The organism is Bordetella sp. N, from assembly GCF_001433395.1.
In the GTDB taxonomy this organism is placed as follows: Bacteria; Pseudomonadota; Gammaproteobacteria; order Burkholderiales; family Burkholderiaceae_B; genus Bordetella_C.
In genome coordinates this window covers 4,264,933-4,291,350 of the sequence record NZ_CP013111.1, presented here as the reverse complement: position 1 = coordinate 4,291,350, position 26,418 = coordinate 4,264,933, and the positions used below count along the sequence as shown (strand labels likewise).

Sequence of the window (26,418 nt, the reverse complement as noted above, 5' to 3'; positions counted from 1 at the left end):
TTGTGAGCGGAATGAAAGCTAATGCGTAGATTTTATGAAACCCAAAGCAAATTAACGCCATCACTTGCGAGCCCTGGTTAACATGCGTGCGGCAAAGGCCGATCCAGCCGCACTGCGCGGCGCCTCTCTCCGCCATGAAATTAGGCATTACCTTCAAACTGTTCCTGGCCATTCTGGCCACCTGCCTGGTCGTCACGCTGGCCATGGGGGGAGCCGTGCGCTGGAACTTCGAGCGACATTTCTTCTCCTACGTCAAGGAGCGCGAAGCCCGTCGCATCGAACACCTGCGCCAAACGCTGGCGGACGTCTACCGCGATGACGGCGACTGGGATGCTTTGCGCGGCAACGATTCGCTGTGGAACCATCTATTGACCCTGCCGCCGCCGGACGAAGGCATGCCGCAACGGCCGTATCGCGGCCGTGGGCCTTTCGACCTGCCGCCGGATTTCGGCACCTTCATCTGGCCGCCGCCGCAAGGGCAGGGGCCGGGGCCCCGCAACGGCGGGCGCGGGGGGCGTTGCGACCCGGGCCGGCCGGGCAGCCAGTGCGGCCCGAATGGGCGGGGCGGCCGGGATGGTCCGGACGGCGCCGGCGGGCCGGATGGGCCCTTCGATCCTGGTGCCTTCGACGACAGTCTGGACGGTCCGCAGCGCGGGCGGGATTTCCTGGCGCCGCCCTTCACCTTGCTGGATGCGCAGTTGCGGGTGGTCGCAGGGGGCAATCCGCTGGCGAGCGCGCCGCGCCATGCCATCAACGTCAATGGACTGACGGTCGGCTGGCTGGTCACGCCTTTCCCCGACCGGCTGCCCAACGAGTCCGACCAGCGCTTCCAGCGCGAACAGTCGGAGGCGACCTGGGTGATCGGTACGCTGTCGGCACTGCTGGCGGCGGTGGTCAGCATCATGCTGGCGCGGGTGTTCCTGGCGCCGGTCCGGCGGCTGGCGCGGGCCACGCACAAGCTGTCGGCGGGCGATTACTCGACGCGCGTGAACGTGACGTCAGCAGACGAACTGGGGCGCCTGGGGCAGGATTTCAATCGCCTGGCCTATGCCCTGGAGCGCACGGAGGCGTTACGGCGCGAGATGATGGCCGATATTTCGCACGAGTTGCGCACGCCGCTGGCGGTGTTGCGCGGCGAACTGGAGGCTTTGCAGGACGGCGTGCGCAAGTTCACGCCGGGAGCATTGGCGTCCTTGCAGTCGGAGGTCGGTTTGCTGAGCAAGCTGATCGACGACCTCTACGACCTGTCGCTGGCGGATGTGGGGGCGCTGTCCTACCGGATGGAGCCGGTCGACATGGGTGAGGTTGCCGCCATGGTCGCCGACGCCTTCCACGACCGCTTGCAGGCGCGCGGGCTGACCATCGAAGCCAAGGTGGCCGAACCCGGCACGCTCATCGAAGGGGATCGCCAGCGCCTGATGCAGTTGATGAATAATTTGCTGGAAAACGCCCTGCGTTATACCGATCCTGGCGGCCGCGTCCAGATCGATGTGCGCACCGAAGGGCGTCAGTTGGTGGTCGTATGCCAGGACTCGGCGCCTGGCGTGGCGGCGCAACACCTGCCGCGCCTGTTCGACCGCTTGTACCGGGTCGATGCCTCGCGCAGCCGCGAAAGCGGTGGCGCCGGGCTGGGCCTGGCGATCTGCCAACGCATCGTTGAATCACACCGCGGCACCATCAAGGCCATGCCTTCGCCATTGGGCGGGCTGGCTGTCCGTATCGAAATTCCCCTGGCCGAAGGGGCCGATCACATAGAACTCGCGGGGATAGGAATACCATGATCCTGATCGTAGAAGACGAACCCAAACTGGCCTCCCTGGTCACCGATTATCTGCAAGCAGCGCATTTCGAGACCGAGCACATCGCCGACGGCCGCGAAGCCCTGGCCGCGATCCGCGCCAAGAAGCCCGAGCTGGTGCTGCTGGACCTGATGCTGCCCGGCCGCGACGGCCTGGAAGTCTGCCGCGAACTGCGCACCTTCAGCGACGTGCCCGTCATCATGCTGACGGCGCGGGTCGAAGAGATCGATCGCTTGATCGGCCTCGAAATGGGCGCCGATGACTACATCTGCAAGCCCTTCAGCCCGCGCGAGATGGTGGCGCGCGTGAAGGCCATCCTGCGCCGGGCCAACGCCAAGAGCAGCGGGCTGCCCACGCAGTCGCTGCTGGAGATCCGTCCCGAGCATCACTCGGCCAAGCTGGACGGCCAACTGCTGTCCCTGACGCCGGTCGAATTTCGCCTGCTGCAGGCACTGGCGTCGGCCGACGGCAATATCCTGTCGCGCGAGCATCTGCTGAATCATCTCTACGCGGATCACCGCGTGGTGACCGATCGCACGGTGGACAGCCACATCAAGAACCTGCGGCGCAAGTTCGACGCGGTGATGCCGGGGCATGACCTGATCCGCTCGATCTACGGCGTCGGCTACAAGCTGGAATTGAACTAGGCCGGGGCGGGGTGCTGCCTTGATACGGCGGCGGCCGGCACGCCGCCGTCGGCATATCCGCCGTGGCGTGAGAAAATCCCGCCATCATGACGACGGCAACCCCCTCCTGCGATATCGACGCCGAACGGCGTTTCGGCGGCCTGGCCCGCCTGTACGGGCCCCAGGCCCCGCAACGGCTGCGCGCCGCCCATGTGGCGGTGGCGGGGCTGGGCGGGGTCGGCTCCTGGACCGCCGAGGCCCTGGCCCGCTGCGGCGTCGGCGCGCTGACGCTGATCGACCTGGACCATATCGCCGAATCCAACGTCAACCGCCAGATCCATGCGCTGAGCAGCACCTTGGGCGCGGCCAAGATACAGGCCATGGCCGAACGCATCGCCGGTATCAACCCGGACTGCGCGGTGCACTGCGTGGATGACTTCGTCACGCCTGACAACGTGGGCGACGTGCTGGCCGGCCCTTACGCCATGATCATCGACTGCACCGACCAGGTGGCGGCCAAGATCGCCATGGTGCTGCATGCTCGCAAGCTGGGCTGCCCGCTGCTGGTTTGCGGCGGCGCTGGCGGCAAGACCGATCCGCTGACCCTGCGCGCCGGGGATCTGTCGACCTCGCTCAACGATGCCTTGCTGGCCAAGCTGCGCAACAAGCTGCGGCGCGAGCATGGCTACGCCAAGGCAGCCGATCAGGCCGGCAAGGTGCGCAAGCGCGTGCCCAAGATGCAGGTGGAAGCCTTGTGGTTCGACCAGCCGCCCATCCTGCCGGCCGCCTGGACCCTGGCCGCCGAGGCCGGCGACGACATGGGCCCCCAGGTGGACGGCGCGCCCGCTCCGCAAGGCCTGTCCTGCGCGGGCTATGGCTCGGTGGTCACGGTGACGGCGGCCATGGGCATGGCCGCGGCCGACCGCGCATTGCGGCGCATTCTGACGTTGTGACGCTGCGTGTCAAAAGCCTCCCTGCGGCGTTCGCTGTAAGCCGGGGCGAGTAAACTGCTGCCACTCGCTTGTGCCCCGCGCCTGCATGCAGGCGTGCGTGGGCCTTTCATCCGCACAGTTTCATTTAGACACGTTCATGTCCAATCTCATCGTTCACGGCGGCACGCCCCTGCGCGGTCGCATCACGCCCTCGGCCAACAAGAACGCGGTATTGCCCATCCTCTGCGCCACGCTGTTGACCTCGGAGCCCCTGCGCCTGCATGGCGTGCCCGACATCACGGACGTCCGCAAGATCCTGGAGATCTTCCGCACCCTGGGCAGCCAGGTGTCCCTCGATCCTGAAACGCGCACCTTGGACCTGTGCCACCGCGACACCGTGTTCGATCCGGCCCATCATCATCTGCCCGAGGAAATGCGTTCGTCCATCATGCTGGTGCCGCCGCTGCTGGCGCGCTTCGGCGTCGCGCGTCTGGAAGACAACGTGAAGGGCTGCACCCTGGGCGTGCGCGAAATCGACCCCCACGTGGACGTGTTCCAGCGTTTCGGCGGCACCATCGAGCGGCAGGATGGTTCGCTTCTCGTGAAGCGCGCGGGCAGCCTGCAGGCCACCGATCACTGGCTGGATTACGCGTCGGTCACCACCACCGAAAACTTCGTGCTGTGCGCGGTGGCGGCGGACGGCATGTCCACCTTGAACAATGCCGCGTCGGAACCGCATGTGCAGGAATTCTGCCGCTTCATGGCCATGATGGGCGCGCAGATCGAAGGGCTGGGTACGTCGCGCCTGTCGGTGCGCGGCGGCAAGGTCCTGCGCGGCGGCGAATTCCATTTCGAAGAAGACTTCCACGAGATCACCACTTTCCTCGCGCTGGGCGCGATCACGGGCGGCGACGTGGTGGTGCGCAACAGCGTGCCGGGCAACTTCCCGCTGATCGACCGCACCTTCGCCAAGTTCGGCGTCAAGATCACGCACGAGGACGGTTGGTCGCACGCCTCGGTGTCCGGTCCCTTGAAGGTGCAGGTGCCGTTCACCAGCAATGTGCTGACGAAGGTGGAAGCCGCGCCCTGGCCTTACGTGCCGGTGGACCTGCTGCCTATCTTCATCGCGCTGGGTGTGCGTGCGCACGGCAATGCCATGTTCTGGAACAAGGTCTATGACGGCGCGCTGGGATGGACGACGGAACTGTCCAAGTTCGGCGCGCACGTGTTCCTGTCCGATCCGCATCGCCTGATCACTTTCGGCGGCGGTGCCCCGATGGGCCCTGCCGTCGTGGAAAGCCCCTACATCATCCGCGTCGCCATCGCGCTGTTCATGGTGGCGGCCAGCATCGAGGGCCGCTCGGAAATCCGCAACGCCACGCCCATCCGGCGCGCGCATCCGCACTTCGTGGAAAACCTGCGCAGCCTGGGCGTGCAGGTGGAGTGGACGGCGGAAGAGTAAACGCAACGTTCAGGCAAGGGTCTACATGGAAGCGCAATTCTGGCTGGATCGCTGGCGCGAAGGCGTCACGGGTTTTCATCAGGAGCGTGTCACGCCCCTGCTGCCCAAGTATTGGCCGACCCTGGACGTGCCGCCGGGTGGCCGGGTGCTGGTGCCCTTGTGCGGCAAGACCCTGGACATGGTGTGGCTGGCGCAGCAGGGGCATCCGGTGCTGGGCGTGGAGCTGTCGCCGCTGGCGGTGGAGCAGTTCTTCACCGCCAACGGCCTGACACCTGAAGTGCGGCCCACCGCGGCCGGCGATGTCTACCGTAGCGGCAATATCGAGATCCTGTGCGGGGATATCTTCGCGCTGGACGCGCAGACCCTGGCGGGATGCGCCGCGGTATACGACCGGGCGGCCTTGGTCGCCTTGCCGCCCGACATGCGGGCACGCTACGTGGCGCACGTCTATGCCAACCTGGCGGCGGGCGCGCGTACCTTGCTGATCACCCTGGACTACGAGCAGGACCTGATGCCAGGGCCGCCGTTCGCGGTCGGCAGCGCCGCCGTCGAGGCCTTGTATCAAGGCCACACTGAAGTGCGGCAACTGGATCGCCGTGCCATGCTGGACAAGGAACCCAAGTTCGCCGCGCGCGGACTGACCTGGCTGGATACGCTGGTCTTCGCGCTGGAAAAGCGCTGACGGGCGCTTTTCTCTTACCCCGCCGCTTCGTCTTCGCTCGCGGGCGTGCGCACCCATTCGACATCGAACCAGCCACGCAGCGCGTTGGACAGGCGGACGCCGCGCGCGCGGGGGAAATCGTCCTCATAGAGGATGCGCTCTTCCACCCAGCCGCGCTCCAGTAATTCGCTGCGCTGTACGCCAGGCAGGCAGCCGCATTCGATGGGCGGCGTGAACCATTTGCCGCCCAGCTGCAGATAGACATTGCTGCGGCTGCCTTCGCACAGCTCGCCTTTCTCATTGCTCAACAAAACGTCGAAGAACGCCGGATGCTCGGCCAGCCACGCCGTCGGCGCGTCATACCATTCCCGTCGGGTGGTCTTGTAGCGCAGCAGCGGTTCGCGCGAATCCAGACGCGCGGGCCACAGGCGCACCCCCGCCAACGGCGGCAGGTCGGGCAGCGCCGTGGCCTGCACGGTGGCTTGCCCTTGCGCGTCGACCAGCAGGCGCACGCGTTGCGCGCCGGGGGTACGGGCCTTGCCGGCGGCGGTCAGCACCTGTTCGCGGATGGCGTCGCCGTGGAAGGGGCGCCCCAGCGCGGCACAGGACAGGCGCAAGCGGCCCATGTGGCGGTCCAGCAGCAGGATGCGGCCGTCGGGCTCGACGCGCATCGTTTCGATGAGAGAGGGCTGATTGTCAGTCATCGCCAGAAAATCCAAGTTCAACTCGCCAGGATACGGGCCTTCCACAGGCACTCCTGCCATTCCGATTCGGCGTCGGAGTCGTGGACGATGCCGCCGCCCGCGCCGTAGATGCCATTGCCATCGGCATCCAGTACCAGCGTGCGGATGGCCACGTTCAGGGAGAAATCGCCGTCGGGGGCCAGCCACCCTATGCTGCCGCAATATAGCCCGCGCGGCGCGTTTTCCGCGCGGCGGATGTGGCGCATGGCGGCAATCTTGGGCGCGCCCGTCACCGACCCGCAGGGGAACAGGGCAGTGAGTATGTCGCCCAGGGTGGCGTGAGGCGCCTGCGCGCGGATCGTCGACGTCATGGTCCAGACCGACGGATAGCGCTCCAGGGTGAACAGCTCGTCCACCTTCACGGAGCCCGGCTCGGCCAGGCGGCCCAGATCGTTGCGCAGCAAATCGACGATCATGAGGTTTTCGGCGCGATTCTTGGCGCTGGCATGCAGCTCGCGGCCGAGCGCCTCGTCGCGTTGCGGGTCGGCGTCACGCGGGGCGGTGCCTTTCATGGGGCGGGCCGTCAGCGTGGCGCCCTGGCGGGCAACGAACAGTTCGGGAGAAAAAGACAGGATGGTCTGCGTGCCATCCTCGATATACGCGGCATGCGCGATGGGGTTGGCCGCCGCGATGCGGGCGTAAAGCTCGCGCGGGTCGCCCTGCACCCGCAGATCCATCGGCTGTGTGTAGTTGACCTGATAGAACTCGCCGCGGCCGATACCCGCGCGGATGACCTCGACCTGCTTCAGGTATTCGTCGTGCGCCGTGCGCGGCTTCAAGTCCAGGATGCGGCTGCCCGCATCGGCCGGCGTGGGCCAGGGTTGCCCTTTGACGGCGCCGTCGAAAACCAGGGCACGCAAGCGCGGCCGCTGGCGTGCCGGCGCGGCTTTGCCATCGCCGTCGGTGGCCGCCGCGGGGACGGGCTCGGCCGGCGCATGGGCGCGAGCCGCGTCAGCAGCCTCGCCGGCGCAGCCGCAACCGTGTGCCTGCAAGCCGGCACCCGTTTCGCTACAACGCTGCGCGGCCCTGCCGATGGCGCTGCGGCCAGGCTCGCCGGTATTGCCGCAAGGTCCACCGGCCGCGCCATCCAGTACCTCGGGCAGCAACCACTCCCCCAGCTCGAAGTCCAGCATGAGGGCCACCCAATGCCCCGCGCGCCAGGCGGCCTCGACGGCCGCCAGCGCGCCCGCCAGTTCCTGGGGCGTACGAGCTTCTATACGCCGGCAGAAACCGACAAGTTCGAGTGCCTGGCCAGCCAGGCGGTCTTCAAAACGGCAATACATGGAGGGGTCGCAACGACAGGACAGTCGGCTATTGTCGCAGGAACTCCGCCAGGACCCGGCCCGTGTGTGACTTTTCCTGCAAGGCGATGACGTCTTCCGGCGTCCCCTGGGCCACCAGCTGGCCGCCACCGCTGCCGCCTTCCGGCCCCAGATCGAGCAGCCAGTCCGCTTCGGCGATCACATCCAGATTGTGTTCGATGACCACCACGGTGTTGCCGGCCTCCACCAAACGGTGGAGGACGTGAATCAGCTTTTCGACATCGGCCATGGACAGGCCCACGGTCGGTTCGTCCAGCACGTACAAGGTGTGCGGGATGCGCGACGCGCGGCCGGTGGTGATGACGCCATCGGTCAGCCTGGCCTTGGACAGTTCCGCCACCAGCTTGATTCGCTGCGCTTCGCCCCCCGACAAAGTCGGCGAGGGCTGGCCCAAGGTCAGGTAGCCCAGGCCGACGTCCTGCATCAGCTGCAGGGGACGCCGCACCTTGGGATGCGCGGCGAAATACTCCAGCGCATCGTCGACTTCCATCGAAAGAACCTCGCCCGCGTGCTTGCCGCGCATCTGCACCGACAGCGTGTCGACGTTGAAGCGCGCGCCGTTGCAGGCATCGCAAGGCACCTTCACATCCGGCAGGAAGTTCATCTCGATGGTGCGCATGCCCTGACCTTCGCAGATCGGGCAGCGCCCATCGCCCGTATTGAACGAGAAGCGCGCCGTCGACCAGCCGCGCATGCGCGATTCCTTGGTGTCGGCGAATTGCTTGCGCACGTCGTCCCAGAAACCGATGTAGGTGCCGGGGCAGGAACGCGGCGTCTTGCCGATCGGGGTCTGATCCACTTCCAGCACGCGGTCCAGCGCTTCCCAGCCGTTGATGCTGGTGCAACCGTTCCACTTGGGCGCCGCGCCTTGCGAGACGGCCTGCAGCAGGTTGTCCAGCAACACTTCGCGCGCCAGGGTGGACTTGCCCGAACCCGACACCCCCGTGACCACGCTCAGGCGGCCGATGGGGATACGGGCGTTGACGTTACGCAGATTGTGCAGATGCGCGTTGCGGATCTCGACGAAGGCCGTGTCCTTTTCGATGGCGCGGCGTCCTTGCAGCGGATGCTTCAAGGGCTGCGCCAGATAACGGCCGGTCACCGACCGTTCGTTCTTCATCAGGTCCTCGGCCGTGCCCTGGGCCACGACTTCGCCGCCGCGCACCCCGGCGCCAGGCCCGATGTCGATGATGTGAGCGGCGCGGCGAATGGTGTCGTCGTCATGCTCGACCACCACCAGCGTGTTGCCATTGCCTTCCAGGCGGCCCAGCGCGTCCAGCAGGATGCGGTTGTCGCGCGGATGCAGGCCGATGGTGGGCTCGTCCAGGATGTAGCAGACGCCCTGCATATTGGAGCCCAGCTGCGCGGCCAGGCGGATACGCTGCGCTTCGCCGCCGGACAGGGTAGGCGCCGCGCGATCGAGGGCCAGGTAGTCCAGGCCGACTTCCTTCATGAAGTTCAGGCGGCTGCGGATCTCCGCCAGGATGTCGCGGGCGATTTCCGCTTCGCGGCCACGCACCACCAGGCCGGTGAAGAACGTATGAGCGTCGTTCACCGACAAGGCGGCCAGTTCGGCGATGGAGCGGTCGCGCCAGCGCACGTGCAGCGCCACGCGATTCAGGCGCTGGCCGTGGCAGGTGGGGCACTCCACGGCTTCGCCTGCGTAGCGTTCGATCAGGCTGGCTTCTTCGCCGGTCTGCTCTTCATCGAACTCGGGCATGACCACGCCCGCGCCGAAGCAGGTGGGGCACCAGCCGTGCTTGGAGTTGTAGGAGAACATGCGCGGATCCAGCTCGGGGAAGCTGACGCCGCTGATGGGGCAGGTGCGCTTCGTGGAGAAATGCGCCTGCTCCAGCTTGGCATTGGGATCGTCGCGCAGAGTGTCCAGGGGCCACAGCACGCTGAGCGCGCCCTGGCCGTATTCCAGCGCGCTGCGCACGGCTTCCCGCAAGGGCGCTTCATTGGCGGGATCGACCAGGACATCGGCCACCGGCAGTTCGATGGTGTGTTCCTTGTAGCGATCCAGGCGCGGCCAGGGGCTGACCGGCGTGAAGACGCCGTCCACGCGCAGATGCGTATGGCCCTTGCCGCCGGCCCATTTGGCCAGGTCGGTATAGAAGCCCTTGCGCGCGGTGACCAGCGGGGCCAGCACGCCGATGTGCTGGCCTTTGCGGTCGCGCAGGATGCGCGCGACGATCTGGTCAGGCGTCTGCGGCTCGACGGGGACGTTGTAGTCCGGCGAATATTGCACGCCCAGCTTGACGTACAACAGGCGCAGGAAATGATGAATTTCCGTCATCGTGGCGACCGTCGATTTCAGGCCGCCACGGCTGGTGCGCTGCGCGATCGCCACCGTCGGCGGGATGCCGAAAATGGCGTCGACGTCGGGTTTGCCGGCCGGCTGCACGATGGCGCGGGCATAGGCATTGAGCGATTCCAGATAGCGCCGCTGGCCTTCGTTGAACAGAATGTCGAAGGCCAGGGTGGACTTGCCGGAACCGGACACGCCGGTGATCACCGTGAATTTGTCGCGCGGGATTTCCACGCTGACGTTCTTCAGGTTGTGCTCACGCGCATTGCGGATTTCGATGGACAACGGGGCCTGGCGGCGCAGGGTCGTCTGCAAGGGCGTGCCGTTGCCATAGGCGACGGCGGGCTCGGCCACGGCGAGTTCAGTCGTGGACGAGGCGGTCGCCCTGGCCGTTGCCACGGCCGGCACGGCTTCCGCCGGCAGGATGGCGTGCTCGTAGTCGCGCAAGGCGGCGCCCGTGTGCGACGCCGGGTTGTCCATCAGGTCGCGCGGCGTGCCGGCGCCCACCAGCAGGCCGCCGGCGTCGCCGCCTTCGGGGCCCAGGTCGAGCAGCCAGTCGGCGGCGCGGATCACGTCCAGATTATGTTCGATGACCAGCAGCGTATGGCCCGCGGCCAGCAGCTTGCGGAACGCGCGCATCAGGCGCGCGACGTCGTCGAAGTGCAGGCCGGTGGTCGGTTCGTCGAAGAGGAACAGGCTGCCCTTCTTGGCGACCTTGGCCGTGGAGATGCCGCTGCGGGCGGCCTCGGCCAGGTGGCCGGCCAGCTTCAGGCGCTGCGCCTCGCCGCCCGATAGGGTGGGCACGGGTTGCCCCAGGCGCACATATTCCAGGCCTACGTCGGCCAGCGGCGCCAGGCCGGTCTGCACGTCGCGCAAGCCCTTGAAGAATTCCAGGGCTTCGCTGACCGTCATGGCCAGCACTTCGTCGATGGACGCGCTCTTGCCCAGGTGGTCGACGCGAACCTGCAGCACTTCCGGGCGGAAGCGCTTGCCGTCGCAGTCCGGGCAACGCAGATAAACGTCGGACAGGAACTGCATTTCGACGTGCTCGAAGCCGGTGCCGCCGCAGACGGGGCAACGGCCGTCGCCGCTGTTGAAACTGAAGGTGCCCGCCGTGTAGGCGCGCTCTTTCGACAGCGGCGCCTGCGCGAACAGCTTGCGGATCGCATCGAAGGCGCCCACATAGCTGGCGGGGTTGGAACGCGCGGTCTTGCCGATCTGGGTCTGGTCCACCAGCACCACGTCGGCGATCTGCTCCGCGCCCAGCAGGCGTCCGAAAGCGCCCGGCGCTTCGGACGGCCTGCCCTTGAGCTTCAGCAGGGCCGGATACAGCACGTCCGATACCAGGGTCGATTTGCCGGAGCCGGACACGCCCGTGACGCACACCAGCCGGCCCAGCGGGATTTCCACCGAGACGTTCTTCAGGTTGTGCGCGTTGACGCCTTCCAGCAGCAGGCGCGGTGTGTTGGGCGCCACCGGCATGGGCCGCGGCGCTTCGACGCGCAGGCGGCCGCCCAGGTAGTCGCCGGTCAATGTCGGGGCGGCGCGCAGTTTCTCGGGCGTGCCGTCGAAGACGATGTTGCCGCCGCGTTCGCCGGGGCCGGGGCCGATGTCGATGATGCGGTCGGCGGCCACCATGACCTGCGGGTCATGTTCGACTACCACCAGCGTATTGCCGGCGTCGCGCAGGCGATGCATCACTTCCACCACGCGATGCATGTCGCGCGGGTGCAGGCCGATGGACGGCTCGTCCAGCACGAACAGGGTATTGACCAGGGACGTGCCCAGCGCCGTCGTCAGGTTGATGCGCTGCACTTCGCCGCCGGACAGCGTGCGGCTCTGGCGGTCCAGGGTCAGGTAGCCCAGGCCCACGTCGCACAGGAATTGCAGGCGCGCGCGCACCTCCGTCAGCAGCAGATCGGTGGCGGCGTCGAGCACGCCGTGATAACGCAGGCTGTCGAAGAAGACGCGCACCCGTTCGATGGGCAGCAGCATCACGTCGTGGATGGACAGGCCGTCCAGCAGATAGAGCAGCTCGTCCGACCAGTTGGCCTGGACCGGCTTGAAGCGGCGATAGCGGCCGTCTTCCGCCGGCATGACGCCGTCGGCCTCGTCCTTGGTGCCGACGCGCCAGAGCAGCGCATCGGGTTTCAGGCGCGAGCCGCGGCAGGTGGGGCAGGGCGTGTAGCTGCGGTATTTCGACAGCAGCACGCGCACGTGCATCTTGTAGGCCTTGGTCTCGAGCCAGGCGAAGAAGCGCTGCACGCCATACCACTGGTTTTTCCAGGCCTGGCTGCCGCCCTTGAAGTCGGGGTCGCCGTGCAGCACCCATTCCTGTTGCTGCGGCGTCAGGCTCTTCCAGGGCACGGACAGGGGTACGCCCGCGCGCGGCGCGTACTTCTGCAAATCGTCCTGGCATTCCTTGTAGCTGGCGGTCTGCCAGGGCTTGATGGCGCCTTCCAGCAGGGTCTTGTTCTCGTCCGGGATGACCAGCCCGAAATCGATGCCGATGACGCGGCCGAAACCACGGCAGGCCTCGCACGCACCCAGCGGCGAGTTGAAGGAAAAGGAGCTGGGCAGCGGATCGGCGTATTCGATGTCGCAATCGGCGCAGTGCAGGCGGTCGCTGAACTTCCAGACTTTGGTGTCCTGGCCTTCGTCATCCAGCACATGCACGGACAGGTGGCCGGCGCCCATGCGCAGCGCCGTATCCAGCGCTTCCATCACCCGATCGGTTTCGGCGCCGGCGAAGCGGAAACGGTCCTGCACCACATGCAGCACGCGTTGCGCGGCGGCGGCGTCCTTGCTCTTCTTGGAGGAAGCCTTGCTGGTCTTGACGGGCTTGCCGTCGGCGCTGTCGGCGGGGGCCGCCGCTTCGCCTTCCTGGGCGTGGACGCGCGTGTAACCCTGCTGCTCCAGGAAGCCGCGCACTTCGTCTTCCGTGAAGTTCGCGGGTACCTTGATGGGGAAGGTGACGACCAGGCGGGGGTCGCCCGCTTCAACGCTGCGCTCGGCCAGCGACTGGCGGATCGAGTCCGGCGTGTCGCGCCGTACCGGCCGGCCACAGCCGCGGCAGAACAGGCGGGCACCGCGCGCGAAGAGCAGCTTCAGGTGATCGTTCAGCTCCGTCATCGTGCCGACAGTGCTGCGCGAGCTGCGCACGGGATTGGTCTGGTCGATGGCGATGGCCGGCAAGATGCCTTCGATCTTGTCGACCTGCGGTTTGTCCATGCGGTCCAGGAACTGGCGCGCGTAGGGGGAGAAGGTTTCGACGTAGCGCCGCTGCCCTTCGGCATACAGCGTATCGAAGGCGAGGGAGCTTTTGCCCGAGCCCGAGACGCCGGTAACGACGACGAATTCGCCGGTGGCGAAAGATACGTCCAGGTTTTTGAGATTGTTCTGGCGAGCGCCAACGATGCGAATTTCGGAAGTCATCCTGTAATCGTAGCCTGTGCGTCAAGGGGGGCAGAGCGGACCGTTGCCGGCGTCGTGGGTATTAGGTGAAGGAGCATAGCTGTGGAATAATCCGACTACATTGTGGAAGCGCTGACCATATTGTGGACAACTCCAATTCGAACAAGCCTGGGGTCGCCGGAACGGCGGCCTTTTCCAAATTCATGACCGTGCTGCAGGCCGTCGCCGATGCGTCCGCCGCGCCGGCCATGGCTGACCTGGTTCGCCGCAGCGGTTATCCCCGCCCCACGGTCTACCGTATCGTCGCCGCCTTACTTGACCAGGGCATGTTGGCCGAGGCGCCCGTTGCAGCCGGCGTGCCTGGGCCGGGCGCTTCCTCTGCCATACGGACACGCGTGGTTGCGGATCCGGCCGCGACCACGACGGTGACCACCCGCTATCGCCTGGGCCCGCGCCTGATCCAGCTGGCCAGCCGCGCGTGGTCGCAGCTGGATCTGCGCAGTGCCCTGGCGGACGACCTGAGCGCGCTGCGTGACGAAACCGGCGAGACCGTGCACCTGTCCGTGCCCGCGGGGCGCGAGATGATCTACATCGACAAGCTGGAAAGCCAGGGTCCCGTGCGGATGGCCTCGCGTGTGGGTGGCCGGCTGGCCCTGCATAGCAGCGCCGCGGGCAAGGCGTATATGGCGGCACTGCCGCTTTCCACAAGTGAGGCCCTGGTCGAACAGTTGGTGCTGACGCCGGGCATGCCCAATACCATCACGCGCCCGCAGGATCTGCGCGAGGAATTGGCGCGCGTGCGGGCGCAAGGCTATGCGGTGGACAACGAGGAGAACGAGCGGGGCATCGTGTGTTACGGCGTGGCCATCGCCGGGCCCGATGGCCGCCCGCTGGCTTGCGTCAGCGTCAGCACCTTGAATTACCGGCAGCAGGGCGTGTCGGCGCAGCGCTATGTCGAGCCGCTGCTGCGCTTGCGCGATGTCGCGCGGCAACGGCTGGCGCTGCCCATGGCCATGCAGGATGCCGGGCCAGGCGCGGCGGATGAGATGTTCTTACATGGAAGCGCCATGCTGCCTCCATCCTCCTGATCAAGAAATACGCAGATACGTAGACACGCTGGCCGTTGCGACGGCCGCCCAACCCCTCTTAGGACTGATGAGATGAGCGACGCCTCCCTGGGTATCCGTCAACGCAAACTGGCCACCTTGCTGGCTTCCCGCGTGGTGCCCGTGCTGCGCTATGGCGACGCCGCCACCGCCGCGTACGCGGCCGAGGTGGCGATCGCCGCGGGCTGCACCACCCTGGAACTGACCTGGACCATACCGGGTGTCATCGACCTGGTGCGTGCGTTGCGCGACAAGCACGGCGATGCGCTGCTGCTGGGGTTGGGGACCGTGCTGGAAGAGAAGCAGGCGCGTGACGCGCTGGTGGCTGGTGTCGATTTCCTGGTGTCGCCCGCGGTGCTGCCGGAATTGGTGCCCATGGCCCATGCCGCCGGCGCCTTGTGCCTGCCGGGCGGGTTCACGCCGACCGAAGTGCTGCAGGCCGTGCGTGCCGGCGCGGATGTGGTCAAGGTGTTTCCCGCCGAGACGGGCGGGCCGGGACATCTGGCGGCGCTGAAATCGGTGTTCCCGCAGGTGGTGTTCTGCCCGACCGGCGGCGTCACCGCGCAGAACATGGGTGCGTATTTCAAGGCCGGCGCCAGCCTGGTGGGCGTGGGCAGCAATCTGTACGACAAGGCGGCTTTCGAGGCGCGCGACACGGCCGCGCTGGTCGCGCAGATCCAGCGCACGCGCGAGGCCGCCCATGGCTGATTTCGATATTGTCGCGCTGGGCGAGCCGATGGTTGAGTTCAACCAGACGCGGCCGGGGCAGCCGGAATTCCTGCAGGGTTTCGGTGGCGACACCTCCAATGCCGTGATCGCGGCCGCGCGCCAGGGCGCCCGCTGCGCGTATCTGACGCGGGTCGGGGCTGACGCGTTCGGCGAGCAGTTGCAGGCCTTGTGGCGGGCGGAGCAGGTCGACACCAGCGGCGTGCTGGTGGATGCCCAGGCGCATACGGGGCTTTATTTCGTGCAGCATGGTCCGGATGGGCATGTGTTCAGCTATATGCGGCGCGACTCGGCGGCAAGCCGCATGCAGCCGTCCGATCTGGCGCATGGCCTGGTGGAACGGGCGCGCTTTCTGCATGTGTCGGGGATCAGCCTGGCGATCAGCGCCAGCGCGTGCGATACCGTGTTCGCCGCGATCGAGCGTGCGCGTGGCGCGGGTACGCAGGTCTGCCTGGATTCGAATCTGCGTTTGCGCTTGTGGCCGGTGGACCGGGCGCGCGCCATCCTGCGCGAGGCGATCGGGATGACCGATGTGTTTCTGCCCAGCATGGATGACATGCAGCACCTGACCGGGCACGAGGATCCGTCCCGCACCTTGGACTGGATCCGTGCCGCCGGGGCGCGGGGCGTGGTGGTGCTGAAGCTGGGGAAGTCGGGCGCGGTGCTGGACGACGGCGAGCACCGCCGGGCCATCGTTGGCTTGCGGGTGGCGTCGGTGGATGCCACGGGGGCGGGCGACTGCTTCGCCGGCAGCCTGCTGGCCCGCCGCGCCGCCGGTGACGACTGGACCGCCGCGGTCCGCTACGCCAACGCCGCCGCGGCCTTGTCCACCCAGGGCTACGGTGCCGTGCAACCGCTGCCGCGCCCGGCGGAGGTCCAGGCCTTGCTGGCGGGGACGCAAGCGTAGTTTCAGAGATTGCCTGGGGCCAGGTGCTCGAGATTTAGCGCGGCTCAAAATTTCCCGCTATAATGCCGGGTTGTTTTAACTTGCCGCCAGCCTGGTTCCCTCCAGCCGTTGCGCGGGCTTTTCCGCACTTCATGTGCTAGATACCTTGATGTGTCCGTCAGTGGACCATCGCTGACCGGAGAATCATCATGGCTGAACGCAAACGCACCCGCCGTAACACCCTCGAACGCCGCTGCCTGGGCAAGGCCTTCAAGCGCCTGTTCGTGAACTCGCCCAAGGGCGTGTTCAAGATGCTGGAAAAGATCAAGCGCGTGTAAGAAGGCCCCGTACCGCGCGGAGCGCGGCCCCCCAGGGGGCGGCACTGGCGGACCGGAAGGAAGGCTCACCCCAGCGCGCTTCGCGCGCGCCCCTCAAGGGGCGGCACTGGCGGCCCGGCAAAGCCGGCTCCGCGGTGCCTGCGGTAAAAAAACCTGTGCATTGCACAGGTTTTTTTTTGCGATGAGGCCCGCAAGGGCCTTTTTTGCGTCCGGCGTTTACGCCGCGGCCAGGCCGTTGGCGGCTTCCAGGCGGGGGACGATGAAGTCCATGAACGCGCGGGTCTTGGCGGGCATGATGCGGGACGGGAAGACGGCGTAGAGGGGCATCGGCGCGGCGGACCATTCGGGCAGGACGCGCCGCAGGGAATGGTCGCGCGAAATGCGCCCCTGGGTGGCCGCGTAGACCGGCAAGGGCGCGATTCCCATGCCCAGGCTGACGAAGTCGCTGAGCATGCCCATATTGTTGGCCGTGACACGGCCATCAACCAGAATGCGCTCCTGCGTGCCGTCGCGGGTCAGCAGCCAGGTCGACGCGGTCTCGTTGGAATACCCCCGCAAGCACTCATGCGAGCGCAGATCCGCCGGCGTTGCCGGCTCGCCCCGCCGCGCCACATACTCGTCGGACGCATACAAATGCCGCGTCAGCGACAACAGCTCCCGCACCTCCATGCCATTGTTGGGCGTGCTGGGCTCCCCCAGCCGCAACATCACATCGAAGGGCGCGGCATGCGGATCCGCCGCGCGCAGGCTGAGATCCAGCTCACATTCCAATTCCGGATATTGGTCGGTGAACTCCTGCAGCGAATCCGACAGCAGCAGCAAGGCCAGGCTGTCCGGCATGCTGACGATGAGCTTGCCCTGCGGCTGGCTGGAGATCGACAGCAACTGTTCGTGCGCGAAGCGGGCTTCGTCCACCAGGCTCTGGCAGCGCTCGAAATACACCTGGCCGGCGTCGGTCAGGTCCAGGCGCCGGGTATTGCGATTGAGCAGCCGCATGCCCACGGCTTTCTCCAGTTCGCTGATGCGACGGGAAAGCGTCGACGTGGGCATGTCGAGCGCCCGCGCGGCAAGGCTGAAACTCTTGCGTCGGGCGACTTCGACAAACAGGGCAATGTCGTTCAGTTGAACGTTGGCGGCGTCCATGCTGGGTCCGAAAAAAGGATCACGCATTCTACTGCCTGCCGGAACACTACGGCAGCGTAGCCCCACGCGGCGCCGGGTTGACGTGATTCAGCGCCAGCCGCCTTGCCACCGCCGCCCGCCAAGGGCTGCCGTCATTCCACGCTGCTGACGTACGCGGCCAGCAAGGCCGGATGTTCCCGCACCTCCGTCGGCGTACCCCGCGCGGTGATGGCGCCGGCATCCATGACCAGCACCTGATCGGCCAGGGCCATGACGAACTCCCGGTCGTGCTCCGCCAGCACGATGGTCATGCCGCCCGCGCGCAGCTTCTGCAGCAGAACGGTCAGGTCCTTTTTCTCGTCGGCGCGCAGTCCCGCCGTCGGCTCGTCCAGCAGCAGCAGGCAGGGATCGGCGGCCAGCGCGCGGGCGATCTCTAAAAGACGCAGACGCCCGGGCGACAGGCTGGCCGCGGGTGCGTGCAGGCAGTCGCCCAGGCCCACCCTTTCAAGCTGGCGGGTGGTTTCCGCGAGCAGGCGGGCTTCCTCGCGCCGGTCGACGTGGCAGGCGCAGGCGGCAATCCCGTGCGTGCCGCGCAAATGCGCGCCAAGCGCGGCGTTATCCAGCACGCTGCGCTCGGCCAGCAGGCGCGCGTGTTGGAAGCTGCGGCTCATGCCCTGGGAAGCCAGATGCCTTGCGCCGCGGCCGGCGACCGCGTCGCCCATGAACACGATCGCGCCGGAGGTCGGCCTGTCGACGCCGGACAGCAGGTCGAGCAAGGTGCTTTTGCCTGAACCATTGGGGCCGATCAACGCCAGGATGCTGCCCGCTTCGATGGTCAGGTTGATCTGGTGATTGGCTTGCAGCGTGCCGAACCGGCGCGTCAGGCGCATGGCTTCCAGGATGACGTCGCCGCGTGGGGGCAGGGGACGCCGTGGCAGCGGCTCCGCCGCCATATTGACCTTGCCGTCCTCCCGCGCCAAAGGCAGGCGGCGGGCCAGCATGGGCCACAAGCCGCCGCGCGCGCGCAGCAGCACGAGCAGCGCCAGCAGACCGAAAACCAGCACTTCAAGCGTGCCATGGCCGATCTGGCCAGTCCCCGCGCCGGTGCTGGCGGACAGCGCGGACCAGCCGGGGATGTCGCTCAGCCATTCCAGATCCGCCATATGAGGCTGCACGTCGCCCAGCCACTGGCGCGCGGTGCCGAAGATGCCGGCGCCCAGCAGGGCTCCCCAGACATGCGCGGCGCCGCCGATCAGGGTCATGAACACATATTCCAGGCCCATGCGCAGCCCGAATGGCGTCGGATCGACGTGGTGTTGCAGATGGGCGTAAAGCCAGCCCGCGATGCAGGCTTGTGCCGCCGCGATGAGCACGATGACGAAGCGCAGCCAGCGGCTGTCCACCCCCATCGCTTCCGCCATATGGGTGCTGCCGCGCAAGGCCCGCATGGCGCGGCCTTGCCTGGAATCGAGCAGATTGCGTTGCACCCATAGTCCCAGCAAAAGCAGCAGCCAGATCAGGTAGAACATGCGCCCCGCCGTATCCAGCGCCACCCCCGCCACCCGGATGGATGGAATGCCGCCTATGCCGGCTTGCCCGCCGATCGCGCCGAAGACGTAATGCAGCATCAGCCCCCAGGCCACGCTGCACAGGGCCAGGTAAGGACTGGCCAGGGACGCGGTCAGCATGCCCAGCGCCGCGGCCAGGAACAGCGTCAGCAGCAATCCGGCCGCCAACCCCAGCCAGGGCGATCCGCCCAGCCAGGCCAAGGCGTCGGGCAGCGCGCCGGCCTGCGTCGTCAGGAGCGCCGTGGCGTAGGCGCCCACGCCGACGAAAGCGGCCTGCGCCACGCTGATGAGGCCGGCGATGCCGGTAAGCAGCACCACGCCCAGGGCGACCAGCGCCGCCAGGCCGATGTGGTCCAGCAGCAGCACGTAGGACGTGGGGAGCAGCGCCGGGGCCAGGGCCAACAGCGCCAACAACGAAAACAGAAAATAACGCGGCCTGACCGCCGGCTTGCTGGCGGCGGTCAGGTTCTTCACGGAAGCCGTTTCCAGGCGCCGTCGCGCACGACGATGAGCTCGCGCCCGCGATTGTCGAAGCCGCTATGGTCTTGCGGCGTCATGTTGTACACGCCCTGGGTGCCGACCAGACCATGGGTCTGCTCCAGCGCATCGCGCAAGGCGGCGCGGAAGGCCGGGCTGCCCGGCTTGCCCGCGCGCTCGGCCAGCGGTACCGCCTGCTGCAACAGCAGGCCGGCGTCGTAGACATTGGCGCCGAAGGTGGCGGGGAGGGCCTTGTAGCGCTGCTCGTAAGCGTCGATATAGCGCTGGGCGACAGCCTTCGATGGGTGCGTGTCGGGCATCTCCGGCAAAACCAGCATCAGGCTTGCGGCCAGCACGGTGCCTTCCACCTTCTTGCCGCCCAGCTTGAGGAAATCGGGCAGGGCGGCGCCATGCGTCTGATAGAAATGCCCTTTGTAGCCCTTGTCGACCAGCGTCACCTGGGGCAGCACGGCGGCCGCGCCGGTGGCCGCGACGAGCACGGCGTCCGGCCGCGCGGAGAGCACCTTGAGGGCCTGGCCGGTGACCGAACTGTCGTTGCGCTGGTAGCGCTCCTGGGCCACGATGCGCAGCCCGTGGTCGGCGGCAAGCGCGCTGAACACCTTGAACCAGTTTTCGCCATACGCATCGCTCAAGCCGATGAAACCCACGGTCTTGATGCCGTTGGCCACCATGTGGCCGACCAGGGCCTGCGCGATGATGTCGTCGTTCTGGGTGGTCTTGAAGACCCATTTCTTCTGCGCGTCCATGGGCTGCACCACGGCCGCGGAGCCCACCGGCGCCAGCAGGGGCACGCCGGCCTCGGCGGCGAAGGGGATCATGGCCAGGGTGTTGGGCGTGCCAGGTGGTCCGATGATGGCGTCGACGTGCTGCTCATCGATCAGCTTGTGTACGGCCGCGACGGACTGCGCGGGGTCGCTGGCGTCATCGAGGGTGACGTAGTCCACCGTCAGGTCGCCCAGCTTGGCGGGCAACAGCGGCACGGTGTTCTTCTGCGGGATGCCGACCATGGCGGTGGGCCCGGTCGACGAGGTGATCACCCCGACTTTCATCTGGGCGTGGGCGGGGCTGGCGGCCAGCAGAGCGGCGGCCAACAGCGTGCCGGCGGCTTTCAACAACATAAGACGAGGACTCCGGAGGGAAAACTTGCGGCAGATGATGGCAGCAGCCCGGTGACGGCTGAGCAACGGACCGCGCGCGGGAGGGCTGGGTCAGCTGCCGCATCAATGACGATGGGGGACGCCATCGTGGCCCGGGCTCGCGCCGTCCTGGTCACCGTCGTCTCCTTCATCGTCGTCATCGTCCTCATCATCGTCCAGCGCGGACAGGTCCTCATCCGTCAGATCGAAAGGCAAGACATCGGTCAGCGTATCGGACCAGGCGGCTTCCTCGCCGTCCTGATCCAGCTTCACGAAGCGCTCGCCTTCGGTCAGCGTGATCTGCACGGCCCACAAATACAGGCAGTCGTACACATCCTCGTCAGTCGCATCGAGGCCGCCGCGATTGCCCAGCAGGCGCGCCCCCGTGCCACCCATCTGAACTCGCACGGGATCTTCGCCATCCTTGGCGGCGTCCTCTTCCAAGGGGATGCCGAAAGTGACCCATTCCAGGCCTTCTTCCGTCGTGTCCACTTCGGCCAGTACGGGTTTGCCAAGATAGGCGCTAAGCGCGTCTGCGGTCTTGGCCAGCATCTCCAGTTCCCCGGTCTGGAAGCGAGATACGGATGCGGGGGGCGTGGCTGAGGCGGACATGTTGATGATTCCAGGTGTATCTGCGCGGCGAAACCGCCATTTGGCGGAGGCCCTCGCATGGGAAACAAGCATAACGAAAGTTGCTTGCAAGCAATATCGTCTTATTGTCGTCCTCCGAGGGGACTGAGCGCAAACGCAGCCATTCCCGCAGGCTGGCTACAATCGAGGTTTGCCACTTCTCTCCATCCTACATCCATGGCCCAATACGTCTACTCCATGCATCGCGTGGGCAAGATCGTGCCGCCCAAGCGGCAGATCCTTCGCGATATTTCACTGTCGTTTTTCCCTGGCGCCAAAATCGGCGTGCTTGGCCTGAACGGGTCCGGCAAATCGACCCTGTTGAAGATCATGGCCGGCGTCGACAAGGAAATCGAGGGCGAAGCCACGCCGCAGCCCGGCTTGAACATCGGTTACCTGCCGCAGGAGCCGCAGCTCAACCCCGAGCACACCGTGCGTGAAGCCGTGGAAGAAGGGCTGGGCGCGGTGGCCACTGCCCGCAAGCGCCTGGACGAGGTGTATTCGGCCTATGCCGAGCCGGACGCCGACTTCGACAAGCTGGCCGCCGAGCAGGCCGAGCTGGAAGCCATCATCGCCGCGGCCGCTTCCAGTGGCGCCGACGACATCGAGCACCAGATGGAAATCGCGGCCGATGCGCTGCGTCTGCCGCCCTGGGACGCCAAGGTCGACAAGTTGTCCGGGGGTGAAAAGCGCCGGGTGGCCTTGTGCCGTCTGTTGCTGTCCAAGCCCGACATGCTGTTGCTGGACGAGCCCACCAACCACTTGGACGCCGAAAGCGTGGAGTGGCTGGAGCAGTTCCTGCAGAAATTTCCGGGCACCGTGGTCGGCGTGACCCACGATCGCTACTTCCTCGACAACGCCGCCGAATGGATCCTGGAACTGGACCGTGGCCATGGCATTCCGTGGAAGGGCAACTACAGCTCGTGGCTGGAGCAGAAGGAAGATCGCCTGAAGCAGGAAGAGTCGTCCGAGTCCGCGCGCCAGAAGACCATCAAGAAGGAACTGGAGTGGGTGCGCCAGAACCCCAAGGGCCGTCAGGCCAAGGCCAAGGCGCGTCTGGCCCGTTTTGAGGAACTGTCCTCGTACGAATACCAGAAGCGCAACGAAACCCAGGAAATCTTCATTCCCGTGGGCGAGCGCCTGGGCAATGAAGTCATCGAGTTCAAGAACGTCAGCAAGGCTTATGGCGATCGTCTGTTGATCGACAACCTGAGCTTCCGTGTGCCGGCGGGCGCCATTGTCGGCATCATCGGTCCCAACGGTGCGGGTAAGTCGACCCTGTTCCGCATGATCGCCGGTCGCGAGCAGCCGGATTCGGGTGAAGTGGTGATGGGCCAGACCGTGAAGCTGGCTTATGTCGACCAGTCGCGCGATGCCTTGGAAGATGGCAAGACGGTGTTCGACGCGGTGGCCGATGGGGCCGACATCCTGACGGTCGGCAAGTTTGAAATGGGCTCGCGTGCGTATCTGGGCCGCTTCAATTTCAAGGGTGGCGATCAGAACAAGGTGGTGGGTCAGTTGTCGGGCGGTGAGCGTGGCCGTTTGCACATGGCCAAGACGCTTATCGCCGGCGGCAACGTTCTGCTGCTGGACGAACCGTCCAACGACCTTGACGTCGAAACCCTGCGGGCCTTGGAAGATGCGCTGCTGGAGTTCCCGGGCAGCGTGCTGGTGATCAGCCATGATCGCTGGTTCCTGGACCGTATCGCCACCCACATCCTGGCCTTCGAAGGCGATTCAGAAGTGGTGTTCTTCGATGGTAATTACCAGGAATATGAAGAAGACAAGAAGCGTCGTTTGGGCGAAGAGGGCGCCAAGCCCAAGCGCCTCCGCTACAAGGCATTGAAATAGGGGCCCCCCCTACCGCGCGGAGCGCGGCCCCCCAAGGGGGCGATACCAGCGGACCGGGGGACCCGGCTCCGCGGTATCCCGGCTTCTTGGGTTCTTTAGTCGCGGGTGGGGCTGGCAGCGTCTGCCAAGGAAGGGGTGCGCGCGTAAGCGCGCATCCCTTTTTTACAGGTGTTGCCGCCGCGCAGGCGCGAAGGGCGGCTTGGCCCGCCTGGGCATGAAGAATGCTGGGTTGCTCTGCGGATAAAGGAGAGCAACATGAAAAACCCCATACGTAGAACCTGCGCCGTGGCCTTGTTGGCGTTGACCATGACGGGCTGCTCCACCTGGGATGGCATGAGCCATCGGCAGAAGTCGACGGTGACCGGCGCGGGCATAGGCGGTGTCGCGGGTGCCGTGATCACCAACGGCGGCGTCCTCGGCACCGTAGGCGGCGCCGCGATCGGCGGCGTCATCGGCAACCAGGTCGGCAAGTAGGCAAGGCCTAGGGCAAACGCAGCAAAGTCGCTACGCAAGCCCTGGATCCCGGATAAACAAAAAGGCCCCGAGGGGCCTTTTTGTTTGCACTGCCCAGAAGAACCTCGGCCCCGTCGGGGAAACCGCGGAGCCGGCTTTGCCGGTCCGCCGGTTTCGCCCCCTTGAGGGGGAGGCGCGTAGCGCCTCGGGGTGGGCTTTCCTTCCGGTCCGCCGGTTTCGGCCCCTGGGGGGCCGCGCTCCGCGCGGTACGGGGGGGCCTCAGGGTTGGGGCATTTCTATCTTTACTTCCAGGATCTCCAGGGTGTCCTGGCGCTCCAGGTTCACCTTGATGTCGTCCGGATTGATATTCACGTACTTCGAAATAACGGCGATCAACTCCTTCTGCAATTGCGGAAGATAGTCGGGCGAGCCACCATCACGGCCGGAACGCTCGTGGGCAAGGATGATCTGCAAACGTTCCTTGGCGACGTTTGCCGTGTTTTTCTTTTGACCGAGCAGAAACGACAACAGGGACATTGCTTACTTTCCTCCGAAAATGCGCTTGAGGAAGCCCGGCTTGCTGTATTCGGTGAAGCGCAGCTCTTTTTCTTCGCCCAAGTAACGTGCCACGACGTCCTTGTAAGCCTCGGACACATCGGTGGTATTCAAATGGATGGCAGGCAAGCCCTGGTTGGAGGCCTGCAACACTGCTTCCGATTCGGGAATCACGCCGATCAGCTTGATACGGAGGATATCCTCAATATCGCGCAGCGACAGCATTTCGCCATCGGAAACACGCTTGGGGTTGTAGCGGGTCAGCAGCAGGTACTCCTTGACCGGCTCATCCCCCTGCACGGCACGGCGCGACTTGGCGGCCAGGATGCCGAGGATACGATCGGAGTCGCGCACCGACGACACTTCGGGATTGGTCACCACCAAGGCATCGTCAGCGAAATACGCCGCCATCAACGCACCGGTCTCGATGCCCGCGGGCGAATCGCACACGACGTAATCGAAACCCATGTCCTTCAGGTCATCGATCACCTTGCCTACACCTTCCTGCGTCAATGCATCCTTGTCGCGGGTCTGCGAGGCGGGCAGAACGAAGAGGTTGTCGAGCTGCTTGTCCTTGATCAAGGCCTGCTTCAGCGAAGCTTCGCCCTGGATCACATTGACGAAGTCATAGACCACACGGCGTTCGCAGCCCATGATCAGATCCAGGTTACGCAAGCCAACGTCGAAGTCGATCACCGCCGTTTTGTGCCCGCGCATGGCAAGCCCGGAGGAAAAGCTGGCGCTGGTGGTCGTCTTGCCTACCCCGCCCTTACCGGAAGTGACCACAACTATACGCGTCATGACTCTTTAGCCCTTATGTTCGGAACAAATCGCAGTATCGTAATGCAAAAAGCCGACCACCTCTTGGGCGGTGCTTGCTTCTTACAAGTTATATGGATCGGTCATGGGACCTGATAACAATCATCCATGACCGCTCCGTTTGCACGGTGCATTCAATGCGCGTGCTTCAAAGATCAGGATTTCAGCGCTTCCAGCCGCAAGGTGTCGCCTTCCAGGCGTACCAGTGCCGGCTTGCCATGCAGCGATGCGTCCAGCTTGTCCTCGACGACGCGATAAACCCCGGCGACGGCCAGCAGCTCCGCATCCAGATGTGTCGTGAAGATGCGCGCGGTGGTGTCGCCGCGGGCGCCCGCCATGGCCTTGCCGCGCAGAGGACCGTAGACGTGTACGTTGCCGTCGGCGATGACCTCGGCGCCCTGGCTGACCATGCCGATCACGACCAGGTCAGAATGGCGCGCGTAGACGCGCTGACCCGAGCGCAGCGGCCGCGTGATGACCAGCGCCGACGAGGACTGCGGATCGGCCGCGGTTGGCGCGGTGGATGAAGTGGTGCTGCGCGCGGCGCGCTCCGGTATGGGCTGGCGGGCCGGCGCGGCGGGCAGGCCGCCGTTGCCGTTGTCCTTCTTGCCATTGCGCTGGTTCTGGCCATTACCGCCTGTACCGCCAGTACTGCCGTTCCTGGCGGTCTCATCCTTGCCGGCTGCAGCCGTAGCGGCGGCGTCGGCCTTGCCGTCCACAACCTCGCGGTCGGCGGCAGGCTGGCTGGACATCGGGGTACCGGTGCCGCTGATCGCCTTGGCGGCGGTCTCGGCTTCGGCCGCCGTGGCGGTAGGTTCGGGCGCGGCCACCAGATCGGCGGCGGGTTGCGTGGGCATGGGCGGTGGCGCGCCACCGGCGTCGGCCTGCTGCGGCGCGCGGGCCGGCGGGGTCGATAGTTCGACGGCGGCCAGGCCGGCGGCCAGCGCGGCGCGCAGGTTGTCGCCTTCGGCTACGACGCCGATGGGGGGCAGTTTGTGCTTGCGTAAAGCGTCCAGCAGGGCGGACCAGTCCACAGGACCTTCCACCCGGCTGGCGTCGATGACGACCGGTTCATTCTCGAAAAAGCTCCCGGCATCGGCCATGCGCTTGTCCAGCGCGGCGGTCAATTGTTCCAGGTCGGCGTTGTGCAGGACGACGCGCACGGCATACAGCGTGGCGCTCTTGAAGTCTAGGGCTAGGGTTGCGCTATTCATTTCGTTGGAGACCAGGCGAGGGGCTCCGGTTGCGGAATAGCGGGGAATGATAACCGAGGCCCCCGCCGATACCGAATAGTTCGCGCGTATTCGACCACGGCCCGACGGTGGCGCGAAAGCTGCTACAGGGGTAAACGACGCGGTTTCGTTGACCTGCATGGGAGCCGTCCTTGGCGTGGATTCGATTGGCTGTATTTGAACGCTGAAAGTACAGGGAAGAAATCACACGTACGGATGAGCGAAGTC

At 66.1% G+C, this 26,418-nt stretch carries 21 protein-coding genes; 11 read left to right on the top strand and 10 right to left on the bottom strand.

Annotated elements, in window-relative coordinates; genetic code table 11:
* Nucleotides 1-134: 134 nt before the first annotated feature.
* The 5 genes from ASB57_RS18355 (at nt 135) to ASB57_RS18335 (ending at nt 5,501) form a co-directional block, all read left to right on the top strand.
* Complete coding sequence (locus ASB57_RS18355) at nt 135-1,781, top strand: ATP-binding protein (protein WP_057653530.1); 1,647 nt, start codon at nt 135-137, stop codon at nt 1,779-1,781.
* On the top strand, nt 1,778-2,446 hold the full coding sequence (locus tag ASB57_RS18350; protein WP_057653529.1) for a response regulator: 669 nt from the start codon (nt 1,778-1,780) through the stop codon (nt 2,444-2,446). Before ASB57_RS18355 ends, ASB57_RS18350 begins: the two co-directional genes overlap by 4 nt.
* An 86-nt stretch (nt 2,447-2,532) precedes the next feature.
* A complete protein-coding gene (locus tag ASB57_RS18345; protein ID WP_057653528.1) occupies nt 2,533-3,378 on the top strand; it encodes a ThiF family adenylyltransferase in 846 nt (281 codons plus the stop codon).
* A 136-nt stretch (nt 3,379-3,514) separates the two neighbouring features.
* Nucleotides 3,515-4,819 (top strand): UDP-N-acetylglucosamine 1-carboxyvinyltransferase, encoded by a 1,305-nt coding sequence (locus ASB57_RS18340; protein WP_057653527.1) that lies wholly within the window; start codon nt 3,515-3,517, stop codon nt 4,817-4,819.
* Nucleotides 4,820-4,844: 25 nt separating this feature from the next.
* Nucleotides 4,845-5,501, top strand: coding sequence for a thiopurine S-methyltransferase (locus ASB57_RS18335; protein WP_057653526.1), 657 nt, complete (start codon nt 4,845-4,847; stop codon nt 5,499-5,501).
* 14 nt (nt 5,502-5,515) lie between these two features.
* On the opposite strand, the gene ASB57_RS18330 is transcribed toward ASB57_RS18335, so the two are convergent.
* Genes ASB57_RS18330 through uvrA form a run of 3 tightly spaced genes read right to left on the bottom strand, consistent with a single transcriptional unit; the run spans nt 5,516 to nt 13,291 of the window.
* Nucleotides 5,516-6,184, bottom strand: a complete 669-nt coding sequence (locus ASB57_RS18330; protein ID WP_057656247.1) for an aminotransferase class IV family protein — start codon at nt 6,182-6,184, stop codon at nt 5,516-5,518.
* Nucleotides 6,185-6,201: 17 nt separating this feature from the next.
* The gene (pabB, locus tag ASB57_RS18325) at nt 6,202-7,506 is read right to left on the bottom strand and encodes an aminodeoxychorismate synthase component I (protein ID WP_057653525.1); all 1,305 of its coding nucleotides are present in this window, start codon (nt 7,504-7,506) and stop codon (nt 6,202-6,204) included.
* Nucleotides 7,507-7,534: 28 nt separating this feature from the next.
* Complete coding sequence (gene uvrA / locus ASB57_RS18320) at nt 7,535-13,291, bottom strand: excinuclease ABC subunit UvrA (protein WP_057653524.1); 5,757 nt, start codon at nt 13,289-13,291, stop codon at nt 7,535-7,537.
* 182 nt (nt 13,292-13,473) lie between these two features.
* Between uvrA and ASB57_RS18315 the strand changes: the two genes are divergently transcribed.
* The 4 genes from ASB57_RS18315 (at nt 13,474) to ASB57_RS31755 (ending at nt 16,326) form a co-directional block, all read left to right on the top strand.
* Nucleotides 13,474-14,358: an IclR family transcriptional regulator gene (locus ASB57_RS18315; protein WP_082622028.1), complete on the top strand. Its 885-nt coding sequence runs from the start codon at nt 13,474-13,476 to the stop codon at nt 14,356-14,358.
* A 72-nt stretch (nt 14,359-14,430) separates the two neighbouring features.
* The gene (locus ASB57_RS18310) at nt 14,431-15,084 is read left to right on the top strand and encodes a bifunctional 4-hydroxy-2-oxoglutarate aldolase/2-dehydro-3-deoxy-phosphogluconate aldolase (protein ID WP_057653523.1); all 654 of its coding nucleotides are present in this window, start codon (nt 14,431-14,433) and stop codon (nt 15,082-15,084) included.
* A complete protein-coding gene (locus ASB57_RS18305) occupies nt 15,077-16,009 on the top strand; it encodes a sugar kinase (protein WP_057653522.1) in 933 nt (310 codons plus the stop codon). Before ASB57_RS18310 ends, ASB57_RS18305 begins: the two co-directional genes overlap by 8 nt.
* 188 nt (nt 16,010-16,197) lie before the next feature.
* Nucleotides 16,198-16,326 carry a hypothetical protein gene (locus ASB57_RS31755; RefSeq protein ID WP_255361982.1) on the top strand — a complete coding sequence of 43 codons (129 nt, stop codon included), beginning with the start codon at nt 16,198-16,200 and terminating at the stop codon, nt 16,324-16,326.
* Between the two features lie 216 nt (nt 16,327-16,542).
* Here ASB57_RS31755 and ASB57_RS18300 read toward each other — a convergent pair whose 3' ends face one another.
* The 4 genes from ASB57_RS18300 to ASB57_RS18285 all read right to left on the bottom strand — a co-directional run bounded on the left by ASB57_RS18300 (nt 16,543) and on the right by ASB57_RS18285 (nt 21,262).
* Complete coding sequence (locus ASB57_RS18300; protein WP_057656246.1) at nt 16,543-17,469, bottom strand: LysR family transcriptional regulator; 927 nt, start codon at nt 17,467-17,469, stop codon at nt 16,543-16,545.
* Between the two features lie 131 nt (nt 17,470-17,600).
* On the bottom strand, nt 17,601-19,490 hold the full coding sequence (locus ASB57_RS18295; protein ID WP_057653521.1) for an ATP-binding cassette domain-containing protein: 1,890 nt from the start codon (nt 19,488-19,490) through the stop codon (nt 17,601-17,603).
* Nucleotides 19,487-20,632 carry an ABC transporter substrate-binding protein gene (locus tag ASB57_RS18290; protein WP_057653520.1) on the bottom strand — a complete coding sequence of 382 codons (1,146 nt, stop codon included), beginning with the start codon at nt 20,630-20,632 and terminating at the stop codon, nt 19,487-19,489. Before ASB57_RS18290 ends, ASB57_RS18295 begins: the two co-directional genes overlap by 4 nt.
* Nucleotides 20,633-20,734: 102 nt before the next feature.
* Nucleotides 20,735-21,262: a hypothetical protein gene (locus tag ASB57_RS18285; RefSeq protein WP_057653519.1), complete on the bottom strand. Its 528-nt coding sequence runs from the start codon at nt 21,260-21,262 to the stop codon at nt 20,735-20,737.
* Between the two features lie 195 nt (nt 21,263-21,457).
* On the opposite strand from ASB57_RS18285, the gene ettA reads away from it, so the two are divergent.
* Nucleotides 21,458-23,131 carry an energy-dependent translational throttle protein EttA gene (ettA, locus tag ASB57_RS18280; RefSeq protein ID WP_057653518.1) on the top strand — a complete coding sequence of 558 codons (1,674 nt, stop codon included), beginning with the start codon at nt 21,458-21,460 and terminating at the stop codon, nt 23,129-23,131.
* Nucleotides 23,132-23,386: 255 nt separating this feature from the next.
* The gene (locus ASB57_RS18275; protein ID WP_057653517.1) at nt 23,387-23,605 is read left to right on the top strand and encodes a glycine zipper 2TM domain-containing protein; all 219 of its coding nucleotides are present in this window, start codon (nt 23,387-23,389) and stop codon (nt 23,603-23,605) included.
* Nucleotides 23,606-23,863: 258 nt separating this feature from the next.
* Here ASB57_RS18275 and minE read toward each other — a convergent pair whose 3' ends face one another.
* The 3 genes from minE to minC all read right to left on the bottom strand — a co-directional run bounded on the left by minE (nt 23,864) and on the right by minC (nt 26,172).
* Complete coding sequence (gene minE / locus ASB57_RS18270; RefSeq protein WP_057653516.1) at nt 23,864-24,121, bottom strand: cell division topological specificity factor MinE; 258 nt, start codon at nt 24,119-24,121, stop codon at nt 23,864-23,866.
* Between the two features lie 3 nt (nt 24,122-24,124).
* The gene (gene minD, locus ASB57_RS18265) at nt 24,125-24,940 is read right to left on the bottom strand and encodes a septum site-determining protein MinD (protein WP_057653515.1); all 816 of its coding nucleotides are present in this window, start codon (nt 24,938-24,940) and stop codon (nt 24,125-24,127) included.
* A gap of 173 nt (nt 24,941-25,113) precedes the next feature.
* The gene (gene minC / locus ASB57_RS18260) at nt 25,114-26,172 is read right to left on the bottom strand and encodes a septum site-determining protein MinC (RefSeq protein WP_057653514.1); all 1,059 of its coding nucleotides are present in this window, start codon (nt 26,170-26,172) and stop codon (nt 25,114-25,116) included.
* Between the last annotated feature and the right edge of the window lie 246 nt (nt 26,173-26,418).

Coding starts and splice junctions, on each gene's coding strand:
- ASB57_RS18310 (WP_057653523.1), top strand. CDS start 14,431: ATGAGCGACGCCTCCCTGGGTATCCGTCAACGCAAACTGGCCACCTTG.
- ASB57_RS18335 (WP_057653526.1), top strand. CDS start 4,845: ATGGAAGCGCAATTCTGGCTGGATCGCTGGCGCGAAGGCGTCACGGGT.
- minE (WP_057653516.1), bottom strand. CDS start 24,121: ATGTCCCTGTTGTCGTTTCTGCTCGGTCAAAAGAAAAACACGGCAAAC.
- minC (WP_057653514.1), bottom strand. CDS start 26,172: ATGAATAGCGCAACCCTAGCCCTAGACTTCAAGAGCGCCACGCTGTAT.
- ASB57_RS18290 (WP_057653520.1), bottom strand. CDS start 20,632: ATGTTGTTGAAAGCCGCCGGCACGCTGTTGGCCGCCGCTCTGCTGGCC.
- ASB57_RS18285 (WP_057653519.1), bottom strand. CDS start 21,262: ATGTCCGCCTCAGCCACGCCCCCCGCATCCGTATCTCGCTTCCAGACC.
- ASB57_RS18275 (WP_057653517.1), top strand. CDS start 23,387: ATGAAAAACCCCATACGTAGAACCTGCGCCGTGGCCTTGTTGGCGTTG.
- ASB57_RS31755 (WP_255361982.1), top strand. CDS start 16,198: ATGGCTGAACGCAAACGCACCCGCCGTAACACCCTCGAACGCCGCTGC.
- ASB57_RS18305 (WP_057653522.1), top strand. CDS start 15,077: ATGGCTGATTTCGATATTGTCGCGCTGGGCGAGCCGATGGTTGAGTTC.
- uvrA (WP_057653524.1), bottom strand. CDS start 13,291: ATGACTTCCGAAATTCGCATCGTTGGCGCTCGCCAGAACAATCTCAAA.
- ASB57_RS18315 (WP_082622028.1), top strand. CDS start 13,474: ATGACCGTGCTGCAGGCCGTCGCCGATGCGTCCGCCGCGCCGGCCATG.
- ASB57_RS18355 (WP_057653530.1), top strand. CDS start 135: ATGAAATTAGGCATTACCTTCAAACTGTTCCTGGCCATTCTGGCCACC.
- ettA (WP_057653518.1), top strand. CDS start 21,458: ATGGCCCAATACGTCTACTCCATGCATCGCGTGGGCAAGATCGTGCCG.
- ASB57_RS18350 (WP_057653529.1), top strand. CDS start 1,778: ATGATCCTGATCGTAGAAGACGAACCCAAACTGGCCTCCCTGGTCACC.
- ASB57_RS18340 (WP_057653527.1), top strand. CDS start 3,515: ATGTCCAATCTCATCGTTCACGGCGGCACGCCCCTGCGCGGTCGCATC.
- minD (WP_057653515.1), bottom strand. CDS start 24,940: ATGACGCGTATAGTTGTGGTCACTTCCGGTAAGGGCGGGGTAGGCAAG.
- ASB57_RS18345 (WP_057653528.1), top strand. CDS start 2,533: ATGACGACGGCAACCCCCTCCTGCGATATCGACGCCGAACGGCGTTTC.
- ASB57_RS18330 (WP_057656247.1), bottom strand. CDS start 6,184: ATGACTGACAATCAGCCCTCTCTCATCGAAACGATGCGCGTCGAGCCC.
- pabB (WP_057653525.1), bottom strand. CDS start 7,506: ATGTATTGCCGTTTTGAAGACCGCCTGGCTGGCCAGGCACTCGAACTT.
- ASB57_RS18300 (WP_057656246.1), bottom strand. CDS start 17,469: ATGGACGCCGCCAACGTTCAACTGAACGACATTGCCCTGTTTGTCGAA.